Raw genomic sequence first — 17,398 nt, 5'->3', positions numbered from 1 at the left:
ACAAGTTATAACAAAATGAAAATATTAGTTGTAGATGACTCAAGCTTAGCAAGAAAAATTCTTATAAAAGAGTTAAAAAAAATAGAACCATCCGCTCAAATTTTAGAAGCGGAAAACGGTGCTATTGCCGTCGAAATGTTTAAAAATGAAAAACCTGCCGCCGTTTTTTTAGATCTCACTATGCCTGTGATGGACGGTTATGAAGCATTAGAACACATAATGAGCCTAGACCCTTATGCGCAAGTGATTATCGTTAGTGCCGATATACAGCCTGAGGCTAGGAAAAAAGTCTTACAAATAGGCGCGAAAAATATGTGTCCTAAACCGATAAACAGTGAAAAAATGGAAAGTATTTTTATGCATGATTTGATAATATAAAAGGCGGTTGTATTGAAAGCAATAGAATTAAATGAAGACCAAATTGATGCCCTAAAAGAGTTTATGAATGTTTCTATAGGTGCTGCAACTTCAAATGTAGCTGAGTTACTTGATGCTTTTGCTACAATGCATATTCCAAAAATAGTAATATGCAACAGTGACGAACTAATAGCGGTTATTCAATCAGAAGTTGACCCTAAATCAAAATACTACGTGATTAAGCAATTGTTTAGCGGTAAATTCGGCGGCGAATGTATGTTTGTTATGAAAAACAGCTCTGCAAAAAATCTCGGTAATTATCTCTACCATATAGACAATCCTTCGCAAGATGATATAAATGATGCCGTAATTGAACTTACAAATATTTTGAGTTCTACACTAATTAGTCGTTTGACAAAAGAACTTGGCGTACAAGTACAGTTCTTTGTACCGAGTGCACAGATAGTTAACAGCGAAGATATAATTTATGCCGAAGATATACAACACTATTCAAAAATTATTATAATCAGCACAGTTTTGGAATTTAAAGACCAAAATATTGATGGCAATATATATATTTTAACAAAAGATGAGGCTATCAACAGCCTGATAGAACTTATTGACAACAAATTAGAGGAATTATACTCATAATGGAATTTAAACATTGTGACATTTTACTAGACTCTCTTGATAACGGTTATATAATTCTTGACGATAATTTTATAGTTACGTACTGGAATAAGTGGCTTTGCATAAATACTCAAATTTCACAAGAACAGATTATGGGAAAAAGTTTAAAGGAATTTTATCCTGATTTGAACTATACCGTTTTACAACGCAAAATAAAAACTGCATTAAGTTTGAAGACGCCTTCGTTTTACGATCCTAACAGCAATACAAAATTTATCTCTATAAACAGAAACAAAGTAACGACTTCATCGCTTACTCTTATGCAGCAGCAAGTTATTATCTCTCCGTACCTTATAAACGAGAAAAAAGTCATAATCTCAATATATGACATAAGCGAACTGCATGAGACGAAACTTCTGATTCAGCAAAAAAATGACAAGGTTACAGAATTAAATGAAGCTTTAGAAGCCGACAAAGAGATAATAAATCAAAACATTATGATAATGAGAACTTTAGCTAACGGTGTTATTATTGATGTAAGCATGCTGTTTTGTGACTTTTTCGAGTATGAAAAACAAAATATAATCGGCAAAAGTGCTTCTATATTAAAAATTGACGAAAGCTCAAAATGCTTATATGAAGAGTTGCAAAATATTATTATAAACAAAGAGCCTTGGAGCGGCGAATTAGAGATTAAAACTTCAAGCGACAAATCAAAATGGGTAGAAGCTAGAATATCGCCTATTTTTGATGAAGAAAATAATTTAATTGAATTTAACACAATATACTATGACATTACAAATAAAAAACTTCTTGAAGAGTTATATATTACCGATGCTCTTACAAAACTCTATAATCGTGCATATTTTGATGAAATACTCAGCTCAATTACAAAAAATCAGAGAAAAGCGGATATAAATTTTGCTTTGATTCTTACAGATATTGACCACTTCAAATCAATAAATGATAATTACGGTCATCAAGTCGGCGATGAAGCTTTAAAAGCAGTTGCGCAGACATTAAAAAAAGCATTAAGAGAAAATGATGTTATTGCCAGATGGGGCGGTGAAGAGTTTGTAGTTATGCTTAAAAACGTGACTGTCAAAGAGGCACAAATGATAGCAGAAAAGTTAAGAAGTGTAGTAGAAAATGAAAAAATCAACGACTTGCTTACATGTACTTGTTCATTCGGAATTTCAATGTATATAGCATCCGAAAAAATAGACGATACTTTTAAACGTGCTGATGATGCTCTATACGAAGCAAAACGCAGCGGCAGAAATAAAGTTATGACAAAACTTTGACTTTAACAACTCCTCAGCACTAATTTTGTATAATCGCTTTTAAATTTTCCAAAAGGTATCCCCCATGCGCGGTTATAAAATTTTTGCAGGCTCTGCTAGTACCCAATTTGCAGAAGAGGTCTGTCAAATCTTAGACGTTCCATTGGCTAAAGCCGATGTTAAAAAGTTTAGTGACGGTGAAATTTCTGTTCAAATATCCGAGAGCGTGCGCGGTCGTGACGTATTTATTATCCAGTCAACAGGCGCTCCTTCAAACGACAATTTAATGGAACTTCTCATTATGACTGATGCTCTTCGCCGCTCATCTGCTTCAAGCATAACGGCAGTCGTTCCATACTACGGTTATGCAAGACAAGACCGTAAAGCTGCTCCGCGTGTTCCGATTACGGCAAGACTAGTTGCTGACATGTATGAAGCCGCAGGAATAAACAGAGTCGTTACTATCGACTTACATGCAGGGCAGATTCAAGGTTTTTTCAATATTCCCGTCGACAATCTCTACGGCTCGGTAACTTTTGAAAACTACATAAAAAGTAAAAACCTTAAAAACCCTGTTATAGCCTCTCCTGATATCGGCGGTGTAGCACGTGCTAGATACTTTGCAAGAAGAATGGGACTTGAGATGGTCATCGTTGACAAACGCCGTGAAAAAGCAAATGAGAGTGAAGTAATGAACATTATCGGTGACGTTGAGGGCAAAGACGTTATTATGATAGATGATATGGTTGATACGGCAGGAACAATGGTAAAAGCGGCAACCGCCCTTAAAAATAAAGGAGCCGTGTCTGTTATGGCATGTGCAACTCATGCGGTTTTAAGCGGAAAAGCTTATGATAATTTAGATAACGGCGAACTTGACGAGCTGATTGTTACAAACACTTTAGAGTCTAAGTATCATGAGAAAATTATTGTCTTAACCGTTGCTCCTTTGTTTGCGGAAGTTATTCGCAGGGTTTATCACAATGAGAGCGTAAATAGTCTTTTTGCGTAACTACATCAAATAGGAAATATTAATTGAAGAACATTAGAAACTTTTCCATTATCGCTCATATCGATCATGGGAAAAGCACACTTGCCGATAGAATTATACAAGAGTGCGGTTCTGTGAGTGAACGAGAACTCGGCAAACAGATGATGGATACTATGGACATCGAGAAAGAGCGCGGTATTACTATAAAAGCTCAAAGTGTAAGACTCGACTATGTAAAAGACGGCGAGCATTACATACTAAATCTAATAGACACTCCGGGTCATGTTGACTTTTCTTACGAAGTAAGCAAATCTTTGGCTTCAAGCGACGGCGCTCTTCTTATCGTAGATGCGGCGCAAGGCGTTGAAGCTCAGACTATTGCAAATGTTTATCTGGCTATGGAAAACAATTTAGAGCTTATCCCGGTTATAAACAAGATAGACCTTCCTGCAGCCGACCCTATAAAAGTAGCCGAAGAGATAGAATCAAGTATAGGTATAGATGCGACTGATGCTGTTTTGGTATCTGCAAAAACAGGAGTAGGAATACGCGAGCTCATAGACGCAATAGTTGATAGAATCCCCGCTCCGATTGGAAATCCTAATGCTCCTACAAAAGCCATTATTTACGACTCTTGGTTTGACTCATATTTGGGCGCACTTGCTCTTGTTCGCGTGTTTGACGGCGAAATAAAGACAAATCAGCTTGTAAGACTTATGAGCAACGGCGAAGAACATCAGGTTCTTGATTTGATGTATCCGCATCCGCTAAAGAGAAAAAAGACTTCCGTTATAAAAAGCGGTGAAATCGGCATAGTGGTTTTAGGCTTAAAAGAGGTACATGTAGTAAATGTAGGCGATACGATTACGGATGCAAAAAATCCTACGGCAGAGCCTGTTATGAAATATGAGCCTGCGAAACCGTTTGTTTTTGCAGGAATTTACCCGATAGATACTGATAAATTTGAAGATTTACGTGATGCTCTTGATAAGCTAAAACTAAACGACTCTTCACTCTCTTACGAGCCTGAAACTTCAATCGCTCTTGGGTTTGGTTTTCGTGTCGGCTTTTTGGGAATGCTTCACATGGAAGTTATCAAAGAGAGACTTGAGCGTGAGTTTGACTTAGACCTTATAGCAACTGCTCCTTCCGTTATCTACCGAGTGTTTCTTACAAACGGCGATATGGTCGAAGTGCAAAATCCATCCGAACTTCCGCCTGTCAATTATATAGACAGAATCGAAGAGCCTTACGTAAAAGCTACCGTAATAACGCCTAGCCTATATCTTGGAAACATAATCACTCTGCTTATGAATAAAAGAGGCATACAGGACAAAATGACATATCTAAACGAAGATAGAGTTATGCTTGAGTATTCACTTCCTATGAACGAGATAGTAGTTGATTTTTACGACAAGTTAAAAAGTATATCAAAAGGGTATGCAAGTTTTGACTATGAGCCTATCGACTTCAAAGAGGGAGATTTGGTAAAACTTGACGTTAGAGTTGCAGGCGATGTTGTAGATGCTCTGAGTATCATAGTTCCTATTACTTCTGCCGAATCAAGAGGACGCGTTTTAGTTAAAAACATGAAAGAGATAATCCCTAGACAACTTTTTGAAGTGGCAGTTCAGGCGTCTATCGGAAACAGAGTTATTGCCAGAGAAACCGTAAAAAGTATGGGCAAAAACGTTACTGCAAAATGTTACGGCGGCGATATTACACGTAAGAGAAAACTGCTTGAAAAACAAAAAGCGGGTAAAAAAAGAATGAAATCCATAGGAAAAGTTCAGCTTCCGCAAGAGGCGTTTATGTCGGTTCTTAAAATGGACTGATTGGTTATGCATAGATTGCCGCGCTTCGCTCGCAATGACGTCACTGCGAGGAGCTTTAGCGACGCGGCAGTCTATGAATAAAAAAAGAGATAATTTATGAGATGTTTGCTTTGCGAAAAATTGTCGTTCTCGCATATCTGTCCTAAGTGTCAAAACACGTTTTTAACACCCTCCATTTACAGACGAAAAATCATTAATGATATAGAAGTTATCTCATTTTACAGATACGACGACATAAAAGAGCTTCTTCACACAAAACATACCGATTTAGGTTACTACATGTACTCCTTACTTGCAAAAAACTCTTTTAAAAAATTTGCTTCTGAATTTACTTATCCACATGTTATAAATTCAATTGCAGTTGATGATCATGTAAAAAACGGCTACTCACATACGGCGATACTAAACAAAGCTTTAAAAAGTAAAAATATAAAACCTCTTTTTAACAAGCTAAGAGCAAAAAATAGAGTTTCGTATTCAGGAAAAAGTAGAGAGTTTAGACTCTTAAATCCCAGAGATTTTGAAGTAAAAAACTTAAAGAAAACCGAGTTAGTTTTAGTAGATGACATAGTTACGACAAGTTTGACATTTACGCAAGCCATACATGAATTAGAGAAAAACAATAACAAAATTTTATTTTGTTTATCTTTGGCAGACGCAAGTATAAAATAAGCACTCATTATATATAATAACTTTAATTACGTTGCTTATCGTAGTACTTAGATTAGGATTTATTATTGAAAATAACAATTTTATTGCTGTTTTTTACGGCTCTTTTATATAGTAATGATACAAATCTTGATAATCTATTATCTGAGTATAGAGATGCAGATGAACTATATTTTAATACAAAAGAGGAAAAATCAGGTCATCTGATACTATTTTCACGCTCCGACTTGGATAAGATGCAGGCTTATACATTAAACGACGTCTTAAAAACAATAAGAATGTTTACTCTTAAAAACACTAGATTTGGTATGAGTTCTATTGTTAGGGCAACATCGTCGGAACAAGCAACACCATCTGTTAAAATACTTATAAACTCTTATGAACTTACATCAATCACTTCAGGAACCGGCTTGGCACAGTTTGGCAAAATGGGATTAAATTTTATAGACCATATAGAAGTATATCAAGCCTCAAACAACATCGCTTTTAGCGGCGAGCCTGGCAATATGATAATAAAAATGTACACAAAAGACCCATCAAGAGAAAATGCAACTATTGCTCAAGCTTCTGTTGATTCAAAAAAAGGTTCAAGAGTTCAGGTAATTGACGTAAACAGCTATGGCGAGTACTCATATTTGGCAAACATTGATATAAATAATAATAATTTTAATGAGTACAAATCAAATAGTAGCACACTATCAAGAGATGGCAATAGAGGACAGTTTTACTTTAACTTCTCCAAAAAAAACGACTATACCATTGAAGCGGGAAGCGCAATCGAGAGATACAATCTTTTTAGCGGTTTTGGTCCATCTATAACAGACGGACTCATAGATACAAGGTACAGTTATGCACAATATACCAAATACTTTGGCAACTCTTTAAAACTAATCTTGTCAACTACCTACGAAAAACTAGATATAGACAATAGCGATGCCACCGGAATAACACTTTTTGACGACACTATAAGTAGCAATATAAACGTAAGGACAGGTTCTTATGCAAACAGCGTTACTTTAGAAAAAAGATATAGCTATAAAGAGAATAACTTTTTATTTGGCGCTCAGATAAAACAAAAAAGTCTATTTCTCGATGAATTTAAAAGCAATACTTTAAGCAAACCGATAACACTGGGTCCGAAAGATTTAGATATCTACATGTTATATTTTGAAGATGTATATAATATAAATGAAGACAACCAAATAGTTATGGGTGCTAAAATTGACTATTATAAAGACTCATTTAACAAGTCATCTACAGAAAATGTACTCCGCCTTGCATACATAAGCAAACTAAATGACGATTTTTCGATAAAAGCTTTTTTACAAGAAAACTACAGCTACCCTATATTCGCACAAACGACATTCTCTCCGATAAATATTCCAAATCCAAATTTAGAGAGTTCAAAAGCACTTATAACAAAGATTGAAGCCCAGTACAAAAAAGAGAACTTAACTTTAACTATTGCAGCCGGTGCTTCTAAATCTAAAAATCCCATAGTACTTAATCCAACGACAAAAATGTATGTAAATAGCGATAAAGAGTCTAATCTTAAGCAGTTTTGCATATCATCTAACTACAAGTTTGATGCAGATAATAAAGTTGTATTAGAGTACTTTAAAGCTTACAAAGACAGCTCTTCTTTTAGTTCAAAAGATGGAGCCTTAGTTCAACTTTATAATAGAGTCAATAAGTTTGATATATATAACGAACTTGTTTATAGATCTTCATACACCGGATATGACGGAGTAGCTGTTGAATCGGGCTATGATTATACGGCCGGAATAATTTATCATTACAGTAAAAAACTAGACTTAAAATTAAAAGGCGAGAATCTGCTTGATAAAGCAAGCCAAACAAGCATAAACAATCTCAAAGTACCTACGTTGGAGAGACGAGCTATTTTTACACTAGAGTATATTTTTTAGATGAAAATATTTATAAGCATACTTTTTTTAATTCTTGTGACATCTGCTTCTGAGCAGAAGTATGCTATTAAAGCACAAATATTAGAAAAAGTGTTTGCTAATATCTCTATCGGCAAAGATTTTATTATCTGGTCGGATAATAAAGAGCTGCTTTTTGAACTTAAAAAAAGTAAAAATTTCACAACATCGATAAATTGTGAAAATGCTACCATGATTATTTTAGAAGATAAAAAGAACTTAGAAAAAAACTGTATAAACAAGCCGATTTTTGTGCTTGAGTACAATCTCCTAAGCGAAGTTTCCCAGAGCTTCGGTGCTATTTTTTGGAAAAAAGGCAGACCAAATATAATCATACTCTCGCCAAGAGCAAAAAAACTCTCAATAGATATTTCTCAAAAACTAAATGAGTACGTAGAGGAGAAGGTATGGTAAAAAGAAAGGAGATTTTTATCTTTTTACTTCTTTTGATTTTAAGTATTTTTTTTATATATGTTTACAATGAAATAAAAACCACAAAAAAAGATATCTATGCTCGCATAGAAGCACATCAAATAGAACAGACTTCAGCTGTAATAAAAAATATACAAAATGAGTTTATTTCATTTCTTAATCTTAAAAATTCAAATGATTTACGCCAAGCGTTTAGCGATAATAAAAATAGAGAAAAATATGAGCATATAATCTCTTTAATGCTTTCATCAAACATCAAATACGCATATATTTTATATAAGGATGATAGGGACAAATTTAGGTTTATACTAGATGCTTCAAAAATTGACAAAGCAAATTTTTATCAGAAATTTGATGTAAATGAAACTGAATATATAAACATTTATACAACAAAAAAACCACAGATTATCAAACAAAAAGAGATAGAAAATCTATATATTACTGTTTTACACCCTATTATTGTCGATAATGAAGTTATCGGTATTTTTAGCGTTGATATGACTTCAGACATTCAAAAAACTATTTTAAAATCCATAAAACCATTAGAGACTTTTTTTATAATTTTAATTATTTTCATTCTATTATTAATGATTATGACTATTATGCAGATATTTCACTATTTTATTACCAGAAGAAAAATCTTTACGGACTCTCTAACAAGAACATTTAACCGAAACTATCTTGAAGATATGTCATCTATACTAAATCTCACACACTACTCTTTAGCTATGCTTGATTTAGACAAATTTAAAATGATAAATGATACCTACGGTCATAAGGGAGGCGATTATATTCTTTTCGCGGCAAGTAAAGTATTTAAAAATTCTATCAGGGATAGCGATATACTTGTTAGATACGGCGGAGAGGAGTTTTTGCTTCTCATAAATAATCGCGGCGCGAATGAGTCAACTTTAGATATCTGCAAAAGATTGAAAAACAGTATAAGCAAAGAGCGCTTTTTTTATGACGGTCATGAAATTAAAATGACCGTTTCCATAGGCTTGCATAAGCATCCATATTTGGAAAAAAATCTTCAAGAAGCTATAAAAAAAGCTGATGAAGTACTCTATCTTGCAAAACGAAACGGAAGAAATAGAATTGAGATTTATGATGAAAAAATAGCAAATGAGAGTAGTTTTTCATCAAAAAACATAAGTTTTGTAAAAGAGGCTCTTGATGAAGATAGAGTTGTCTGCTATTACCAGCCTATATATGACTACAATAGCGGCGAAATATATAAATATGAAGCACTTGTTAGAATAGTTGCAAAAGATAACACCATAGTCGGTCCTTATGAATTTTTACCTCAAATAAAAAATACAAACATACACTATAAACTTACGCAAAGAATTTTACATGTTGTTTTTGAAGAGATAAAAAGAAGTAAAAAAGACATAAGCGTAAATATAAACTTTTCGGATTTGGCGAACAAAGATATTGAAGAGAGTATTGTTAAACATCTAAAGAGCAATCCTGATTTGGCTTCAAAAGTCACATTTGAAATACTTGAGAGCAGTGAAGTTGACGACGCAAAGCTGTTTAAAGAGAAAACAAATCTTATTCATGCATTAGGGGCAAAAGTCTCCATTGATGATTTTGGAAGCGGTTATTCAAACTTTAAAACCATTATAGACATAGAAGCAAACTACTTAAAAATAGACGGCTCTTTAATTAAAAATATCGATGTCAACATAAAAGACTATAAAGTGGTAAAAAGCATCATACACTTTGCCGCGCAGAGCAATATGAAAACCATTGCGGAGTTTGTCCACTCAAAAGAGGTTTTTGACAAACTAGTTGAGCTAAACGTTGACTACATGCAAGGTTTTTATATATCTACTCCAAAAGCTACTCTTATAGAAAAAGAGGAGCTTTTTAGATAAGATATTGCTTCGTCACAAGTTACTTCCACTGTCATTGAGGGCTTCGTTAGAAGCGCGGCAATCTAATTTTTAAAACAGTTTTTTAAAGAGTTTATTTACCTCTTTTATGGCTTTTTCTCCCGCTTGCGACTTTAAGAACTTCTCTAAATCGACACTTACTTTTGGCGAATCCATACTTCCGCCTACATGTGCATTGATTGTATCATTTTTTGCCACCACGGTTATAGATGAATCAATCTGCCTTGTTTTTGTATCTATTTTTGTATCTTTTGTTCTTATTGCAGCATTTTGCGAACGTAAATCAAGTGAAGTTACAATTTTTTCTTTGTTAATAGCCGCATCCACGTCTCCGTTAAAAAACTCTTTATACATGTCAAACTTTGCATACTGTTTTATAAGGTCAAAAGTTTGATTTTTAGTAAATACGGTGTTTGCCATCTGCCCTTTAAACGTGCCTTTGCTTTGCGCTAAGTTGTAATCTACCTTTGCATTTAATCCAGCTTCTATAATCTGTGGATATGTCAACATGTAGAGTATTTTTTGAGTTTTTATTGAATTAATATCTGCTTTAAAATCATCATTATGAAGTTTTGCATCAATTTTTCCATCAGCAACTTTTGTATGAAACGTCAAATCTAAATCTTTTGCTTTTACAAATTCGCCGTTAGCACTTAATTCCCCACGCATATGCTGAGCGGTTACAAAAAAGAGTTTATCCAAATCTAAGATTTTAACTTCATAATCACTCTTTATAGAGCTATCTTTTACGTTAAACTTTGCACTTTTTATATCAAGGTTTGCTATGTTTGAGCTTAGATTTATTTTAGTGTCAATCATGTTTGCATTTAGCACACTTTGGGTTGTAGAGCTAAAAATCGTCTTTGGCATCATTGATTTGAACTCATACGCCTTTGTAAGATACGCAGAATCAAGAACGCCGTTTGTAACAGTTGTTACAACAGTTCCATCCAGTTTATCTGCTTTTGCATTTTTAATATCGGCATCCATTGAAAACAAACCATCGCTATAGTGAGGCTGTTTTAACATGTATAAGAGTTTTGCAAGTTCAAGATTTTTGATTTTTGCATCAATTGAAGCAGGAACAAAATCTTTTAAAACCGCTTCAAAAGTAGTATTTGATGATGCTATATCACTTTTGCCTTTAACTATTAGATTTTCCTTGCTCCCTTTTACCGTTCCTTCAAGCTTTAGTTGACCTCTTATGTCTGTACCGGTTACAGGCTTTAGCGCTTCTAAATTTTCAATATCCAGTGAGTACTTTATATCTGTTTTAAGAGGCTGCGGAGCTACTTTTCCGGATGAGTTTATATTAAATAGATTTGACAATAATTTATAATTATAATCAATGTCGTCACCCTTTAACTTAGCATCAAGATTCATAGCAAAAGTAGCGCTTGGAATCGTTACGTTAAAATCACTCTTCATATATTTTGGGTCAATATTTCCGTTTTTAGTTTTTAAAACTATATCGCCGTCCATTACATGTGGATTTATATTTTTAAAATTTACATTCATATCTATATCTGCACTAGCGTATGGATTTTTTGCAACCATATATAGTAACGAAGCGAGTTTTGCACTATTAACGTTGGCAATAATAGAGGTAGGATTTAGCTCTGTAAGCTCTACATGATAAGAGGTAATACTCTTAGCGATATTGCTTTTACCGTCTATCTCCATAAAAGCTTTATCGCCTTTTGCGGTTCCGTTTGTATGAAAAGCTCCGTTAAGGTTTACGCCTGATAATGGTTTTAAACTTTTTAAATCTTCTAACTTTATATTATAAACCAGACTAAAAGCTTGTGAAAATAGAGAGTAACTGCCATTTACTTCAATAATATTATCTCCATTTAGCTCTAAGACTATTTCAAAATCACTCATACCTAGCGAAAATTTTGTAAGCTTACTCTCAAGCTTAGTGTTCTCTTTAATCTTTGCTTCAACAATTGGCTGCACAAAAGCATTACCCGGCGAAGTAAAAGCAACTACATAGATAGCTACAACGGCTGTTACCAAAATCCCGACAAACCATGCTAAGTATTTCATAAAATCTCCAATAAAAAATATATATACAATGATACTACATAAACTATTTTTTTTACAAATTTAATAGTTGATATGGAAAGACTAAAGTTTATTGAGTAAAAAAACTTAATTATCACTTGACATTGTTACACTCAATATGTATAATGGTGTCATCTTTTTATAGAAGGAGCAATTTAACAACTATGTCAAAAGAAAATAATGAGGAGATTCAAACAGAGTCTCTTAACAATAAAGAAGAGAATATAGAGCTTGACGAAGCGGCGGCGGAAGCTGTTGCCGTTGAGAATGAGTTTAATCTTTTACAAGCAGAGCTGGCTGAGCTAAAAGATAAATATGCTCGTGTTCATGCTGATTTTGATAATATCAAAAAGAGACTTGAGCGAGAAAAATATACTGCCGTAGAGTATTCAAACGAGAAATTTGCAAAAGATATGATTCCCGTTATGGATGCACTTCAAATGGCACTCTCTTCTACGCAGAATGTCGCAGACCCGCTAGAGCATTTGGACAAATTAAAAGAGGGCATTGAACTTACGCTTAAGCAGTTTAAAACCTCTTTGGAGAAACACGGTGTTACTATGGTTTCACATGATGAGCCTTTTGATCCAAATATCCATAATGCGATTCAAAGTGTAGAGAGTGACACTGTAGAAAGTGGGCAGATAGTTCAAACTTTTCAAACAGGTTACAGATATAAAGAGAGACCTTTGCGTGAAGCGATGGTAGTGGTGGCGAATTAATTATTAGTCCGCTGGCGTCACTGTAGCGACTAAAGTATAAAAATGCTTCTGGCATTTTTACTTGAAGCATAGCAAACAATAAAAAAAGACACAAGGTGTCGCGGGCTCTCTGCCGAAGAGAACTTAGCGTTAGCGTAGATGGCGGAATTACTTCCGACATCGTTTCAAAGGGAATAAAAATGTTCCCTTAAATTTATGAAATAAATTAAAGGAATTATAATGAGTAAAGTAATAGGTATAGATTTAGGAACAACAAATTCATGTGTTGCAGTTTACGAGGGCGGTGAAGCAAAAATCATCCCAAATAAAGAGGGTAAAAATACAACTCCTTCAATAGTTGCGTTTACAGATAAAGGTGAGGTTTTAGTAGGTGACCCTGCAAAACGTCAAGCAATTACAAACCCGCATAAAACTATCTCTTCAATCAAGAGAATTATGGGTCTTATGATGAGCGAAGAGAATGCAAAAGCGGCTCACGATAAAGTAACTTATAATATCGTTGACAAAGACGGTATGGCTGCGGTTGACGTAGCAGGTAAAATCTACACTCCGCAAGAGATTTCGGCTAAGATTTTAAGCAAACTAAAAGAGGATGCTGAAGCATACATCGGTTCAAGCGTAACTGACGCAGTTATCACTGTTCCTGCATACTTCAACGATGCACAAAGAAAAGCTACAAAAGACGCCGGAACAATAGCAGGTCTTAATGTTTTACGTATCATTAACGAACCTACTGCATCTGCGCTTGCTTACGGATTAGAGAGTAAAGCGGATGAAAACGTACTTGTTTATGACTTGGGAGGCGGGACGTTCGACGTTACTGTTTTAGAGATAAGTGATGGTACTTTTGAAGTTTTATCAACTGACGGTAATGCATTTTTAGGCGGAGATGACTTTGACAACAAAATCGTTGATTATTTAAACACTGAATTCAAAAGTACTCACGGTATTGATCTTAAAAACGACAAAATGGCACTTCAAAGATTAAAAGATGCTGCTGAAAATGCTAAAAAAGAGCTAAGCTCTTCTACTGAAACAGAGATAAACTTACCGTTTATTACCATGACTGAAGCGGGACCTCAACATTTAGTTATCAAACTTACACGTGCTAAATTTGAGAGCATGATTGAAAAACTTGTTGAAGAGACAATCGATCACATCAAAACTGCAATGAAAGATGCTGATTTGGACAACAACCAAATCAAAGAAATTATCATGGTTGGGGGTTCAACTCGTGTTCCTCTCGCTCAAGATATGGTATCTAAATTCTTCGGCGGCAAAAAATTAAACAAAGGTGTAAACCCTGATGAAGTTGTAGCAGCTGGTGCGGCAATCCAAGGTGGAGTTTTAAGAGGAGATGTTAAAGACGTTCTCTTACTTGATGTTACTCCACTTTCATTAGGAATCGAGACATTAGGCGGCGTTGCTACTAAAATCATTGAAAAAGGTACAACTATTCCGGTTAAAAAATCTCAAATATTCTCAACTGCAGAAGATAATCAGCCTGCTGTTAGTATCTCGGTTGTTCAAGGTGAGAGAGAGTTTGCAAAAGACAACAAATCTCTAGGTTTGTTTGAATTAGGAAATATTGCGGCAGCTCCACGCGGTGTGCCTCAAATCGAAGTAACTTTTGATATCGATGCAAACGGTATTTTGACTGTTAGCTCAACAGACAAAGGTACAGGCAAATCTCAGTCTATCACAATCAGCGGCTCTTCAGGACTAAGCGAAGAAGAGATTAATAAAATGGTTCAAGATGCAGAAGCTCATAAAGCTGAAGACGGCAAAAGAAAAGCGTTAGTTGAACTTAAAAATCAAGCTGACGCACTTATCGCGCAAACTGAAAAATCTCTAGGCGAAATGGGAGATAAAATCGAAGCTGATGAAAAAGCTAAAATAGAGAGTGCTATCGCAGAGTTAAAAGATGTACTAAAAGATACAAGTGCTACAAAAGAGCAGATTGAAGCTAAGGTAAAAACTTTAACGGAAGCTAGTCATAAAATGGCAGAACAGATGTACAAAAAAGAGCAAGGCGGTGAAGCCGGTGCAGCTGACACTAAAAAGAAAAAAGAAGACGACGACGTAATAGACGCTGAGATTGAATAAACAAATCTACTCTTACACGAACATGTGTAAGAGTACTTCATTTATTAACAACCTTTTAATATTTTAGAGTGTAAAATCCGCAATTTCAAAATCCTTAAATAGGAAATACATGTATATTCAAAATACTCTGCTTGCTCTTATATCTATCATTTTTTTAGGATGTAGCACTGCTTCTACCCCTAATAACATTAAACCTCTGTCTAAAAACAAATATACAAGCCAAAGCGGCTACTACTATGTGTTAATAGAAAAAAACAACAATTTATGGAAAATAGTCGATATAAAAGAGAGTGTTATTGAATCAAGAGCAAAAAGCAATCAAGAGATTCTTCAAGTAAATGAAACATATAGTCAGATTCAGCCATATTTTGCAAAAACAGCTTTGATGAACTCTTCTAATCAATATGAGTGTAAAAAACAAAATAATCCCAAAGAGTACAATATTTGTACAAGTAATCTTTCAACAAATGCAGCTCCAAAAAATATGATGGATATTTTAAGAAGTTTTGATGAGGACTCTACACAATACAGATATATTGATGAAAAACTTGTACAAGAAGCTATAAAACAGACAAATCTCTTTAGCGCTATAGAGAGTAAAAAAGAGATTTTTGAATATGATGCGTGTAAACGTGCATTTACAAATGCTAAAACTTCTGATGAATTCAGTGCATTTATAGCAAAATACTCCTCTTTAAAAAGTGCGCAACATCTTATAGCTCTCTCGTATCAAAATCTTGATGCTCTAAAAATAGAGGAGCAACAAAGAAAAATTCAAGAAGAACAAAATGCAAAAGCCTATGCACAAAAAGAGAAAGAGGCGGAGATAGAGAACATAATGTTAGCCAAAATTGAGCAAAAAGCTATAAACAATTTTACGTACAATATTGATAAATTTAGAAAAAATCTTAAAAAAGGGGTAGAGACTAATTGCGGTCCGATTGTTGACCTGAAAGACTCATTTGTAAAAGTCTATTTTCCCGTAAAAAATTATTCCGACGATCATTGGATTAGTTCAAATAAGATATTTCCAAAGGGACACGGCTGCAAATTTGTAAAAGGCAATTATATTGCACCGGCTACTTTTTAATAAAACCTCTCATTATTTACATGTAGAAGTTTTTTTATAAATCCGTTTCTGCCTTAACGCAGTTTCTTCCTGAAGCTTTTGCTAGATAGAGTGCTTTATCGGCTCTATCTATAACAGCATTAATATCTCCATCTTTTTTTACTTTTGAAACACCAAAACTAGCTGTAATTCTGCCTATGTTCTCTATCTCTAACTCTTGGATATATACTCTTAATTTTTGTGCAATTGCTAAGGCATTATCAAAATTAACCGCAGGCAGAAGTATAACAAACTCTTCTCCTCCCCATCTGCAAACTATATCTATGCTTCTTAAAACATTTAATAGTGCTTGAGAAATTTGAATGATTACTTTATCGCCTATATTATGTCCGTAAGTGTCATTAATTATTTTAAAATTATCAATATCCATTATTATTAAAGACATCTCATTCTCTCGTTGTCTCATAATCTCATACGATGCTTCATAAAGTTCTAAAAATTTAGTTCTGTTATAAAGTCCGCTTAGCGAGTCTTTTGAAGCTAGTTGCTCATATTTTTTGTTTTTATGCAAAAGAGAGGTATTAATTTTATCAAGCTCCTCCTGATACTCTTTCATTAAAATAACCCATTTTGAGTATGTTAAAGAGATTAGCTCTTTTTGTGAAATAATTCCAGATATATTACCCTCTTCATCTACTACGACAACTCTCTTATAGTGTTTATTTTTTAAAAATTCCAAAGCCTCTTTAACGGAAGCATTTTTAGTTATCGTATCAACCGGAGATGACATGTAGTTACTTACGGCGAGAGATAAATCATCGTCTTGTTTCATAACTCGTATAACATCTTTTGTAGTAAATATGCCTATAGGTTTAAAGTTCTCAACAACTATAACACTATCTGATGTGTTATGAAGCAAGTCGCAAAACAGATCTTGTGTTTTTACATCCTTGTTTATCCATTTGGCTCTTTTGCCCAGTTTTAAAAAATCATTGAGATAAAAGTTATCCATTAGCGTATCGGGATCGACGCTGCTTATAACATCGGTATGCGTAATGAGTCCATACAAAGAACCGTCATCGTTAACTGCGCAAATATACTCTATGTTGTAGCTTAGGTACTCCAACGTATGCAGAACGCTTTTGTCTTTTTTTACTATAGGAACCGCGGTTAGTTTCAAATCTTTTAAAGAGATGTTTAAATCTATATTTTTGGCTTTTATATTTAAAATATCATTAACGGTCAAAATACGAAAAACATCACCGTCTAAAACTATTATATTTCTGTGTTCATGACTAAACATTATCTTCATAGCATTGGCTATAGATTGATTTATATCTGTTGAGACAACTTCGGTTGTTGCTATTTCGCTAATGGATGGAAATTTCAT

General features: G+C 34.3%; 14 protein-coding genes. 12 read left to right on the top strand and 2 right to left on the bottom strand.

The features are described from left to right. Positions 1–15: 15 nt before the first annotated feature. From A2530_RS01050 to A2530_RS01010, 9 genes are all read left to right on the top strand, one after another. Positions 16–378 carry a response regulator gene (locus tag A2530_RS01050; RefSeq protein ID WP_294884051.1) on the top strand — a complete coding sequence of 121 codons (363 nt, stop codon included), beginning with the start codon at positions 16–18 and terminating at the stop codon, positions 376–378. A 12-nt stretch (positions 379–390) separates the two neighbouring features. Next, positions 391–1,008, top strand: coding sequence for a chemotaxis protein CheC (locus A2530_RS01045; protein ID WP_294884050.1), 618 nt, complete (start codon positions 391–393; stop codon positions 1,006–1,008). Beyond that, positions 1,008–2,291 carry a diguanylate cyclase gene (locus tag A2530_RS01040; RefSeq protein ID WP_294884048.1) on the top strand — a complete coding sequence of 428 codons (1,284 nt, stop codon included), beginning with the start codon at positions 1,008–1,010 and terminating at the stop codon, positions 2,289–2,291. The genes A2530_RS01045 and A2530_RS01040 overlap by 1 nt, the downstream gene beginning before the upstream one ends. A 64-nt stretch (positions 2,292–2,355) precedes the next feature. Continuing rightward, positions 2,356–3,282, top strand: a complete 927-nt coding sequence (locus tag A2530_RS01035; RefSeq protein WP_294884047.1) for a ribose-phosphate pyrophosphokinase — start codon at positions 2,356–2,358, stop codon at positions 3,280–3,282. 23 nt (positions 3,283–3,305) lie between these two features. Beyond that, positions 3,306–5,096 carry a translation elongation factor 4 gene (gene lepA, locus A2530_RS01030; RefSeq protein WP_294884046.1) on the top strand — a complete coding sequence of 597 codons (1,791 nt, stop codon included), beginning with the start codon at positions 3,306–3,308 and terminating at the stop codon, positions 5,094–5,096. A gap of 96 nt (positions 5,097–5,192) precedes the next feature. After that, a complete protein-coding gene (locus tag A2530_RS01025) occupies positions 5,193–5,768 on the top strand; it encodes a ComF family protein (protein ID WP_294884045.1) in 576 nt (191 codons plus the stop codon). 65 nt (positions 5,769–5,833) lie between these two features. Beyond that, a complete protein-coding gene (locus A2530_RS01020; RefSeq protein WP_294884044.1) occupies positions 5,834–7,693 on the top strand; it encodes a TonB-dependent receptor in 1,860 nt (619 codons plus the stop codon). Further along, entirely contained in the window at positions 7,694–8,125 is a 432-nt protein-coding gene (locus A2530_RS01015) for a hypothetical protein (protein ID WP_294884042.1), read from the top strand. Beyond that, the gene (locus tag A2530_RS01010) at positions 8,119–10,026 is read left to right on the top strand and encodes an EAL domain-containing protein (protein WP_294884040.1); all 1,908 of its coding nucleotides are present in this window, start codon (positions 8,119–8,121) and stop codon (positions 10,024–10,026) included. Before A2530_RS01015 ends, A2530_RS01010 begins: the two co-directional genes overlap by 7 nt. 69 nt (positions 10,027–10,095) lie before the next feature. Here the strand turns inward: A2530_RS01010 and A2530_RS01005 are convergent, their stop codons facing one another. After that, a complete protein-coding gene (locus A2530_RS01005; RefSeq protein ID WP_294884038.1) occupies positions 10,096–12,093 on the bottom strand; it encodes a hypothetical protein in 1,998 nt (665 codons plus the stop codon). A gap of 182 nt (positions 12,094–12,275) precedes the next feature. Here A2530_RS01005 and grpE point away from each other — a divergent pair, with 182 nt between their 5' ends. The 3 genes from grpE (at position 12,276) to A2530_RS00990 (ending at position 16,029) form a co-directional block, all read left to right on the top strand. Then, positions 12,276–12,833 (top strand): nucleotide exchange factor GrpE, encoded by a 558-nt coding sequence (grpE, locus tag A2530_RS01000; protein WP_294884036.1) that lies wholly within the window; start codon positions 12,276–12,278, stop codon positions 12,831–12,833. 219 nt (positions 12,834–13,052) lie between these two features. Continuing rightward, entirely contained in the window at positions 13,053–14,939 is a 1,887-nt protein-coding gene (dnaK, locus tag A2530_RS00995; protein ID WP_294884034.1) for a molecular chaperone DnaK, read from the top strand. Positions 14,940–15,048: 109 nt separating this feature from the next. Then, a complete protein-coding gene (locus tag A2530_RS00990) occupies positions 15,049–16,029 on the top strand; it encodes a hypothetical protein (protein WP_294884033.1) in 981 nt (326 codons plus the stop codon). A gap of 34 nt (positions 16,030–16,063) precedes the next feature. Here the strand turns inward: A2530_RS00990 and A2530_RS00985 are convergent, their stop codons facing one another. Then, on the bottom strand, positions 16,064–17,398 hold the full coding sequence (locus A2530_RS00985) for a diguanylate cyclase (RefSeq protein WP_294884031.1): 1,335 nt from the start codon (positions 17,396–17,398) through the stop codon (positions 16,064–16,066).

Source organism: Sulfurimonas sp. RIFOXYD2_FULL_34_21, assembly GCF_001830805.1.
Taxonomy (GTDB): domain Bacteria; phylum Campylobacterota; class Campylobacteria; order Campylobacterales; family Sulfurimonadaceae; genus Sulfurimonas.
The sequence above is the reverse complement of the archived record's forward strand: the minus strand, read 5'-3'. Positions and strand labels throughout refer to the sequence as shown.